The organism is Pseudomonas meliae, from assembly GCF_001400515.1.
Classification (GTDB): Bacteria; Pseudomonadota; Gammaproteobacteria; order Pseudomonadales; family Pseudomonadaceae; genus Aquipseudomonas; species Aquipseudomonas amygdali.
The window spans coordinates 1-7,855 of sequence record NZ_LJQT01000362.1 but is presented as its reverse complement, the minus strand read 5'-3'; the positions used below and the strand labels follow the sequence as shown (position 1 = coordinate 7,855).

The 7,855-nt window shown below is 59.5% G+C and carries 5 protein-coding genes and 1 pseudogene; 1 reads left to right on the top strand and 5 read right to left on the bottom strand.

The window, feature by feature from the left end; genetic code table 11:
* Positions 1–187 precede the first annotated feature (187 nt).
* Entirely contained in the window at positions 188–1,363 is a 1,176-nt protein-coding gene (solA, locus tag ALO64_RS17390) for an N-methyl-L-tryptophan oxidase (protein ID WP_044344932.1), read from the top strand.
* A 10-nt stretch (positions 1,364–1,373) separates the two neighbouring features.
* Here the strand turns inward: solA and ALO64_RS17385 are convergent, their stop codons facing one another.
* The 5 genes and pseudogenes from ALO64_RS17385 to ALO64_RS17365 form a co-directional block, all read right to left on the bottom strand.
* The gene (locus ALO64_RS17385; protein WP_044344931.1) at positions 1,374–2,723 is read right to left on the bottom strand and encodes a TolC family outer membrane protein; all 1,350 of its coding nucleotides are present in this window, start codon (positions 2,721–2,723) and stop codon (positions 1,374–1,376) included.
* A gap of 1 nt (position 2,724) precedes the next feature.
* Positions 2,725–4,062, bottom strand: coding sequence for an HlyD family type I secretion periplasmic adaptor subunit (locus ALO64_RS17380; RefSeq protein ID WP_044344930.1), 1,338 nt, complete (start codon positions 4,060–4,062; stop codon positions 2,725–2,727).
* Positions 4,059–5,855 carry a type I secretion system permease/ATPase gene (locus ALO64_RS17375; protein ID WP_005780048.1) on the bottom strand — a complete coding sequence of 599 codons (1,797 nt, stop codon included), beginning with the start codon at positions 5,853–5,855 and terminating at the stop codon, positions 4,059–4,061. Before ALO64_RS17375 ends, ALO64_RS17380 begins: the two co-directional genes overlap by 4 nt.
* A gap of 81 nt (positions 5,856–5,936) precedes the next feature.
* A complete protein-coding gene (locus ALO64_RS17370; RefSeq protein ID WP_005731893.1) occupies positions 5,937–6,320 on the bottom strand; it encodes a protease inhibitor Inh/omp19 family protein in 384 nt (127 codons plus the stop codon).
* A gap of 56 nt (positions 6,321–6,376) precedes the next feature.
* Positions 6,377–7,791, bottom strand: a pseudogene (locus tag ALO64_RS17365) (serralysin family metalloprotease).
* Positions 7,792–7,855 lie beyond the last annotated feature (64 nt).

Below are 7,855 nucleotides of genomic sequence, written 5' to 3'. Positions count from 1 at the left end.
TTTTTCAGACCTTCCTTAAAAACCCTGAGCAGCGCAAGCGTAAATTTTTACAGGTTCCCCACACCCTCATGTGTGATGGCACTGGTAATGGCCATTGGGGCTCCGTGACATAACCTTATGCACGTTTGGCGGTTGATTCGGCAGGCTGTCCGGCGTGAAATAAGAGATTTATCGAGGCATTCCGATTATGCAGCAGCGTTGTGAAGTGGCCGTGCTCGGTCTGGGTGCCATGGGTGCAGCCACTGTCTATCAACTGGCGAAGGTCGGAGTCGATGTAATTGGCGTCGATCGCTACGCCCCTCCGCACACACAAGGCTCCAGCCACGGCGATACCCGCATCACACGACTGTCGGTTGGCGAGGGCCCGCAATACCTGCCGCTGGTGCGCAGTTCGCACAGCATCTGGCGCGAACTTGAGGCGCTGAGCAGCGAGTCGCTGTTCGAGCAGTGCGGAGTGCTGGTGATGACCTCCAGCCCTGCGTACGATCCTGAAGACAGTAACGACTTCACCCACCAGACCATCGCCCTGGCCCGCACCTATGGCGTGACGCACGAAGTGCTGTCGGCGGCGGCCATTCGCGAGCGCTTTCCCCAGTTCACCCCTGTTCTGGACACCGCCGTTGGCTACTTTGAGCCTGAAGGCGGATTTGTCCGGCCAGAGCGCTGCATCGAGGTACAGCTGCGGCTGGCGAGGCAACACGGCGCAAGGTTGCTGACCCATGAGAAGGTTACTCACTTACAGGCACAGGGTGATCAGGTGCGCATTACCACTGACAAGGTTTCGATCATCGCTGACAAAGTCGTGGTCAGTGCGGGCATGTGGTCAGCCGAATTGCTCGGCGCGCCTTTTAGCGATCTGCTGCGGGTGTGTCGGCAAAAGCTGTTCTGGTTCGAATTGCAGGAGAATGCCGCTTTTGCACCACGTTCGCCGAGCTTCATTCTGACTCACGGGCCCGGGGAGGAGGATGTCAACTATGGCTTCCCGCCCCTGCCCGGTGAAAACAGTATGAAGGTCGCCACCGAGCAATACATTGAAGCATCCGCTGCCGACCAGCTGGACCGCACTGTTACGGCAAGGGAGGAGCAGGAAATGTTCCAGCCCCAGGTGCAGGGCAAGATTGCGGGACTGACGCCGAACGTGGTCAAGTCTTCGGTCTGCGCCTACACCGTCACGCCGGACTGCCACTTCATCATCGATGAACACCCCCATCTGAAGAACGTGACAGTGGTTTCGGCCTGCTCCGGTCACGGCTTCAAACACTCAGCCGGGCTCGGGCTGGCCCTTGCGCAACGCTGTATTCACGGCACCAGCGATGTAGACCTTTCAGCCTTCTCGCTGGCGCGTTTCACCGCGCAGAACTGACCAACGACACTCAGCGCGCCACAACGAAGGCCTCGTCAATACGCGCCAGATCGGTGTCGCGCAACGTACCGGCGTAGTAATGCAGTTTGATCCAGGCCATCAAGTAATCGTAACGGGCTTTCGCCAGATCACGCCGGGTGCTGTAAAGCTGCTGTTCGGCGTTGAGTGCGTCCAGGCTGATGCGCTCGCCGCCGAGAATGCTCTGACGTGTCGACTCGACCAGTGCCTGTGCAGAGACCAGTGCTTTCTGATAAGCGCGCAACTTGCTCACCCCTGACGCACAGGCGTTGAACTGGCGACGCAGCTCGATCAGGGTTTCGCGGGTCTTGCCCTCCAGCTCGTATTCCGCCTGCTCGCGCTTGCTGTTGGCCTGACGCACCGAGGCGCTGGTGCCGCCTCCGGCGTACAGCGGCAGACTGAGCTCGATACCTATCGTGTTGGTGTCGTAACGCTGATTGTAGGTGTTGCCGCTGTCCGATTCGTTCTGACGGATACTCGCGTAAGCATTCACCGTCGGCAGATGCCCGGCGCGGTTGCGCTCCACCTCGTATCGCGCCACTTCCAGCGACTGGCGTTGCGAGGCCAGGATCGGGCTGTTGGCCATGGCCAGCGCATGCCACTCGGTAAAGCTGGACGGTGCCAGCACCAGCGCCTGAAAACTGTCCCTCAACGGCTCCAACTGCGCAACATCGATACTCGACTCGCCCAGCAACGCGGCCAGTTCGCGCAGGGCCGCGTCCTGCTCGTCGCTGGCTTCTATCTGCTCGGCAATCGCCAGCTCGTTGCGCGATTCCGCTTCAAGAATGTCGGTGCGGGTACCCTCGCCTTGCTGGAACATTTGCCGGTTCTGCGCAAACTGGCGGTCGAGCGCCTGCTGTTTGGCGCGGGCTATATTGATCTGGTCCTGCGCGAACAGTGCCTGGGTATAAAGGGTCAGAACCCGCACCAGCAATTCCTGACTCTTGCTGCGAAAGGTCTCGTCGGCAAACAACGCCTGGGCCAGGCCTTTGCGGTAATTGGCATAGGCTTCGTAATCGATCAGCGGCTGCTGAACCGTCAGGCTTGAACCAAAGCTGTTGTAGTGGCGATGGTCAGTGGTGTATTCACGGCCGCCTTTGAGGGTGGCCTTGGAGTCGTTGCGTCCTTTGTTGTAGCTGTATGAAACACGCGGCAACAAGCCTGCACGACCAATCACCCGGTTTTCCAGGCCCGCATCGCGCTCCTTGAGCGCGCCCAGGTAAGTCGGGTCGTTGCGAAGCGCCAGCTCATAGACCTGAAACGGGCCCATCGCATGACTCAATGAAGCAGTGCCCAGCAGGATGGCCGTCAGCAAAGCGGCTTTCAGGGGATGACGAGACATCCTATTCCTCCGTCAACGCGTAGCCGGCACGGTCCAGCAAAGGTTTGAACAGATAATTGAGCAGCGAGCGTTCACCCGTGCGCACAAACATTTCAGCGGGCATGCCCGGCTTGATCACAAACCCGTTGAGTTTTTCCAGTGCCGCATCGCCCACCGAAGTGCGCAGCACGTAATAGGGCTGGCCGGTTTTCTCATCCTGCATCTGATCGGCAGAAATCAGGTTTACCTCACCGGAAACCCGCGGCGTGCGACTTTGATTGAACGCAGTGAAGAGGATATCGACCGGCAAATGGCTGGCGACCTTGTCGATCAACTGCACCGGCAGACGCCCTTCGACTTCAAGCCGTGTGCCCTGCGGTACAATTTCCAGCAGGGTTTCACCGGCACGCACCACTGCGCCTTCGGTGTGCACGCCCAGGTTGACGGCGATGCCATCAGCAGGGGCAAGAATTGCACTGTGCTGCAGACTGAAACCTGCCGAAGCCAGTTGTTGCTCAAGGGTAAGCGCCTTGACCTGGGCATCGGCCCACTGGCTGCGCACTTCTTTCTGATATTCCTCGCGCTGCTGCTGAAGACGCAACCGCGACTCGACGATCCCCTGCTCTATCCGCCCGGTTTCGCCTGCGTTCTGCGCCAGGCTCTGCTGCACTTGAGAAAGCTGGCGTTGAAACTCCAGCAGACGGTTGCCTGGAATGAAACCGTTCTGCGCCAAGGGCTCCAGGTTACTCAGTTGCTTGCGTAGCGAGTCAGCCTGAGCCAGCAGGTCCGATCGAGCGCGGCGCATACCGGCGAGTTGCAGCCCGGCACCTTCGATACTCGCCTGCAAACCGGATTGCTCTCGAGCCAGCGCCTGTCGCCGACTGCTGAACAGTTGCCGCTGGCCCTCAAGCACGAGCGCCAGACGCGGGTCGGGGTTCTGCCCCTGCCCGGCGGCAATCAGTTCTGCGGGAAAGTGCACCTCATCCAGGTTGTCGCGCTCGCTCTGCCAGCGGGCCAGGCTGGCCCAGGCCATTCGATACTGGGCACGCAGCGATTGCACGTCGGCCTCGACCTGAGTCTGATCAAGGCGAAACAGCGGCTCGCCCTCCTTTACCGACTGGCCTTCGCTGACGAGAATTTTGCTTACAACGCCGCCATCCAGCGACTGCACGGCCTTGCGCTTGCCCGACACCACGACGGTGCCTTGCACGGCAATGCCCTGATCCAGCGGGGCGAGACTGGCCCATAGAAAGAAGCTGCCCGCCCCTGCCAGCATGAGAATCCAGCCTGCGCGAACGAAGAACTGCACGCCGCGCTCCTTGCCCGGCACGGCGTAATGAGTGTCGATGGGGCTGTTCATACGTCGGACTGCCTGTTCTGCGTGCCGTACTGACGGCTCATGGAAAGCCCGGCGGGTGCAGGGCGAGATTGCGATTGAGGGTGCGCTTGCGGTGCTTGCCCGGGCGATGCCTGTCCGGACAAGGCCTGCAACACCTGAGCCGTGGTGCCGAATGCCTGCATGCGACCTTCGCTCAGCACCAGCAGACGATCGGTCTGGTTCAACGACTGAGTGCGGTGAGTGACGAGCACGACGGTACAACCGCGGGTCTTGAGCTCAGCGATCGCCTGAGTCAAAGCCGCTTCGCCCGCGGCGTCCAGATTGGAATTGGGCTCATCAAGTACCACCAGTCGCGGATCGCCGTACAATGCTCGGGCCAACGCGACGCGCTGTTTCTGACCGCCTGACAAGCCAGCGCCATCGTCGCCCAGCCGCGTGTCGTAGCCCTGCGGCAGGCGCAGAATCAATTCGTGTACGCCCGCCAGTTGCGCAGCAGCAACCACGGCGCTCGCGTCGCCCTCGCTAAAACGCGCGATGTTTTCTGCCACGGTGCCACCGAAAAGCTCGATGTCCTGCGGCAGATAACCGATATAGGGGCCCAGCGCCTCGCGGTCCCAGCGATGCATGTCGGCCCCGTCCAGACGTACCGTTCCACCCAGCACCGGCCAGACACCGACCAGCACGCGTGCCAGGGTCGATTTGCCGGAACCGGATGCTCCCAGTACACCGAGCACTTCACCAGCTTGCAGTTGAAAGCTCACTTGCTGAATCGTCGGCGATGTCTTGCCCGGAGGCGCAGCGCTGACCTGTTCCGCGCTGATCTGACCGCGCGGTGCTGGCAGTGGCATGCGCGGCGCGGGCTCGGCGTAGGTCTTGAGTAACTGGTCCAGACGTCCGTAAGCCAGGCGTGCAGAACTCCATTGTTTCCAGACTGCGATCAGTTGATCGATGGGGCTGAGGACCCTTCCCATGAGGATCGAACCGGCGATCATCATGCCTGCGGTCATGTCTCCGTTTATCACCAGCAGTGCGCCCAGGCCCAGCACCAGCGACTGCAGACAAAGGCGCAGGGCCTTGCTGATCGAACTGATCACCGCTCCAGTGTCACTGGCACGGTTTTGCAAGGCCAGAAAGCGCCCATGCACATGGAACCAGCGACGCCGCAACACTTCGAGCATCCCCATCGCCTGGATCGCCTCGGCCTGTTGCAGGTGCCGGGTCGCCAATTGCGCAGACTGCTGCGAGTACCCGCTGGCCTCGGCCAGCGGTTTGCGGGTCAGCCATTCGTTGAGGCAGGCCAGTCCGACCAGCAACACTGTCCCCACACTGGCCAGCACGCCAAGCCAAGGGTCGAAAAGGAAGATCACCGCCAGGTAGATGGGAAACCACGGGGCGTCGAAGAACGCGAACAACGCCGGCCCGGTGAGAAACTGACGGATAAAGGTCAGGTCACCCAGCGCCTGCCCAGCCTGACGCTGTCCGGCGTGCAGGTTGCTCTCGAACGCAGCCTGATAGACGCGCAGATTGAAACGCCTCTCCAGCTCGCTGCCGATGCGGATTACCACAAAGCTGCGGACCATCTCCAGCAGGCCGATAAACGCAAAGAACCCGACCACCATCAGCGTCAGCATGGCCAGGGTAGTCTGGTTCTGCGACGTCAGTACACGGTCATAGACTTGCAACATGTAAATCGATGGAGCGAGCATCAACACGTTGATCAGCGCGGTAAAACAACCGACACCAATCAACGCGCTCTTGTAGTCAGCCAGCGCTTTATAAAGCGGCGGCCGGGCGCTTTGGGGCAACGCACTCATGGTTGTTCCTTTATGGTCTTGCTGGTGACGGAGTGACATCCCTGGGTTTTAACAAACAACTCGCGCAGGTCCATGAAACGCTTAATCGGCGAGCCGTCCAAGAACCAGCACTTCACCGCCGGGCAGACGCGCCTGATAGATCTGCTCCCCCATGTTATTGAGGTGAATCAGGCGATTGCCTTCCTTGTCGGTAAATGCCAGGCCATCCGGAGTCGGAAACCAGCCAGTGGGGGCTTCGTGCAACCACTTTACTGCACAGGCGAGATCGCCCGTCAGTTTCGGTACATCAGTGTTGAGGTGCAGCTCACAAACTTCGTCCGTGTTTCCCTGAAGCGAAAGTCGCCACTTGCCACTTAGCTCAGCTGGGTCGGGCAGTTTCAAACTCATGGCCATGCTTGCTCCAGAAATACCCACCAGCAGCGCAAAAGCCACTGGCACGATTCGAACAACGTGATTGATCTTCATGATGGGGTACTTTCCAGATCATGGACGACAGCAGGGTCGTCCATGATTGTTACAGATTAAACCACGATATCAGTAGCCAACGCTTGCCCAACAGTCCCTACGAGGAAGTCCCCCACACCCTGACCTGTGAAGTCGATCGCCAGGCTACCCAGATTGCTGCTCTGGTTGTAGCTGAGGATCGCTTCGCCGGCATGGCCGCTGAACGCGTTGACGAACTGCAGCGCGCTCAGCGTGGAAATGGCCGATACATCGATTTTGTCCTGACCGCTGACAAAGTCACGAATCGTATCCTGCGCTGCACGGTTGGAATCGGAACTGGCACCAAACACAAAAATGTCTGCACCAGCACCACCGGTCAGGCTGTCGGCACCGCCACCACCGTAGATGATGTCGTTGCCGGCACCACCTTTAAGGTCGTTGGCAGCGGCATTGCCGATCAACAGGTCGTTGCCCGAACCGCCCACCGCGTTTTCAACCACCACGCCTTTGGCAATTGAAACGTTACCCACCATGCCACCCACGTCCGAGAACGAGGCCGCATTGAGGTTTATCTTCTGGTTCTGGGTGAAACCCGAGAAGTCGAGGGTATCCTTGCCCCCGCCGTCCCACACCGAGAACACCACCTTGGAAGAGGCAGAAGTGGCGCTGTAGAAATCACGCCCGGCGGTGGAGTTGAAACCGTAGACCGTATCACCGGCACGGGTGCTCATGTTCGCGCCATAGAGCTGCTGAACGGCAGTGATGTCATCCAGCAACGGTGCCGAAGAGTATGACGGAGCGCCGCCCTTGACGAAGTTCTGGTCAGTGTTGGACTCACTCCAGTAACTCATGACGCTGTAGCCACGGGTGTCTTCTGCGTAAGTGGCGTCCTTATAGCTCGGATTGCCCTCGCCCGCATTGTAGTCACCCGGGTGAGACAGGCCCAGAGTATGGCCGATTTCATGAGTGAGGGTCTGACGGCCGTAGTTGCCATTGTCCGGGGTGGTGTTGACCTAGTAGCTGTTATCGACAAGGTACCAGGACTGGCCGTCAGTGCGGCTGTTGCCGCTGGGCAGGTAGGCAAAAGCCGCCCCGCCTGCGCTGCGGTTGCTGTAGTTACCGAAGGTCATATGCCCGTCGCCGCCGGAAGCGGCCTGGGTAAAGCTGACCTTGGCAACGTCTGCCCAGGATTGCATCGACAATACGGCCTGTGCTTTCTGCTGTGCGTTGAACGCACTGAAAGTCCCCAGGCAGGTTTGGCGGTCAGAAAGGTGTATGTGAGGTTGATAGTGCCGTTGCCATCGCGATCAGTCCACGCAGCGTTGTCGCGAAGGATGTAATCGGCGGCCTGATCGACCGAGTACGAAGGCTTGCCATTGATCGTGAGGTTACCGCCACGGTCATACTGGTGAGCGAACGTATTGATCTGGTCGAAAGAGGTGCTGGTAGCAGCAGAGAGTTGAATTGCAGCATTTTCTTTGACTTTCGTCATGACACTTCCTTGTTTGCTGATTAACAGGTTAGGGAAGGTCTGAGGTAGCCGGATGTTTTCCGGC